The 2,024-nt window shown below is 61.4% G+C and carries 1 protein-coding gene; it reads right to left on the minus strand.

Annotated elements, in window-relative coordinates; all coding sequences use genetic code 11:
* A partial coding sequence (locus C8D97_RS17945) for a beta strand repeat-containing protein (RefSeq protein WP_210204997.1) occupies positions 1 to 2,024 on the minus strand: 2,024 nt, incomplete at both ends.

Below are 2,024 nucleotides of genomic sequence, written 5' to 3' on the forward strand. Positions count from 1 at the left end.
TCACTTAACCCATCGCCATCACTGTCATCGTCGAGGTAATTGGCGAGGCCGTCGCCGTCGGTGTCTTGCGCACTTTCGGTGGCGTCACTGATGCCGTCACTGTCGCTGTCCAGATCAAGGTAGTCGCCGGTGCCATCGTTGTCGCTGTCCACCGTGCCTTCGGTGGCATCACTAATGCCGTCGCCATCACTGTCGCTGTCGAGGTAGTTGCCAACACCATCACCGTCGCTGTCTTGCAGGGTTTCGGTGGCATCGGGTATGCCGTCACCGTCGCTGTCCAAATCGCGGAAGTTGGGGATCCCGTCGCCGTCAACGTCGCTGGTGCCTTCGTCGGCGTCACTGATCCCGTCGTTGTCACTGTCGCTGTCCTGTGAATCGACAATGCCGTCACCATCGGTGTCATTGGTGCCTTCGATGCCATCGGCGATGCCATCACCGTCGGCGTCTGAGCCGGTGTCCTGAGAATCAGGGATGCCGTTATTATCGGCGTCGCCCTGTTCGTTGCTGTCGAGTACGCCGTCACCGTCGCTGTCGTCATCGAGGTAGCTGGGGATGCCGTCGCCATCAAGGTCGGTGGCGCCTTCGTCGGCGTCACTGATGCCGTCGTTGTCACTGTCGAGGTCGAGGTAGTTCAGTTGACCGTCGCTGTCACTGTCGGCCAGTGGGTTGTCGAGGTTGCCATCGCCGTCCACGTCCATTTCGGTGACGTCGGGTATGCCGTCGCCATCGCTGTCGCTGTCAATGAAGTCGGCGTTGCCGTCTCCGTCGCTGTCACCGGCGCCTTCCAGTGTGTCACTCAGGTTGTCGCCATCGCTGTCGTCGTCGAGGTAGTTGCCGACGCCGTCGTTGTCGAGGTCACTGGCGCCTTCGGTGGCGTCGGTGAGGCCGTCGTTGTCGCTGTCGGTGTCGCGGTAGTTGCTGATGCCATCGCTGTCGCTGTCGGCGGTGCCTTCGGTGGCGTCACTGATCCCGTCGTTGTCGCTGTCGAGGTCACGATAATCGGGGGTGCCGTCGTTATCGCTGTCGATGGGCTCCAGTGCATCGTCGATGCCGTTGTTGTTGCTGTCGTTGCCGCCGGTCAGGTCAACGTCGAGCGCGTCATCGATGCCATCGGCGTCGCTGTCGTTACCGCTTAATACCGGGCCGGCGCTGTCTTCGTCGGCGTCATTGATGCCGTCGTTATCGCTGTCGATTTCCAGATAATCGGGGGTGCCGTCACCGTCGGTGTCGGGGGTGCCTTCGAGGATGTCGGCGATGCCGTCGTTGTCACGGTCGTAGTCGATGGTGACGCTGAAGTTGACGTTGACGGTGTTGCCGCCGCCGTCGGTCACTTCGGCGCGGTAGGTGTCGCTGCCATCGGACAGGCCAAGGGTGCTGTCACAGCTCCAGGCGTTGTTGCTGACATTGCCGGTGCACAACAGTTGATTGCTGCTGGTGTACACGGAGACGGTAAAGCCGTCGGCCAAATCGGAGCTGCCACTGAAGGTCGGCGTGGTGTCGGCGGTTGGCCCAACATCTTCGGCGGTCAGAGTGGGCGCGTTGGTGTCTTTGTTTGCCGTCGCGCTGCTGGCGTTGCCGGTGTTGCCGGCCACATCGGTTTGACTGGCGTTAACGGTAATGACGTTGTTGCCATCGGCAATGCCGCTGACATCAAAACTGGCGCTCCAGCTGCCGCCGCTGCAACTGACGTTCTGGCTGGACGGGCTGGCGCCGTTGATGCTGACGCTGACGTCACCGTCGCCGCCTGAGCAACTGCCGCTGACCGGGTAACTGGTTTGATTATCAATGTTGGCGGTGGGCGCGCTGTCGATGCTGACCACCGGTGCAGTCACATCGTAGTTGGAGGTGGCCTGCGTTGCGGCGGTGTTGTTGTTGCCCGCATCATCCTGCGCCACATTGGCGTTCACATCTATGGTGACCGCGCCTTCGGCGGTGGGCGTAATGGTGGCGGTGTAGGTATTGCCGTCCACGGCACTGAAGTTACTGGCCGTGGCGTTGCTTAAGCTGATGTCCCCCACCACAAA

The sequence above is a fragment of the Pleionea mediterranea genome, from assembly GCF_003148745.1.
Lineage (GTDB): Bacteria > Pseudomonadota > Gammaproteobacteria > Enterobacterales > Kangiellaceae > Pleionea > Pleionea mediterranea.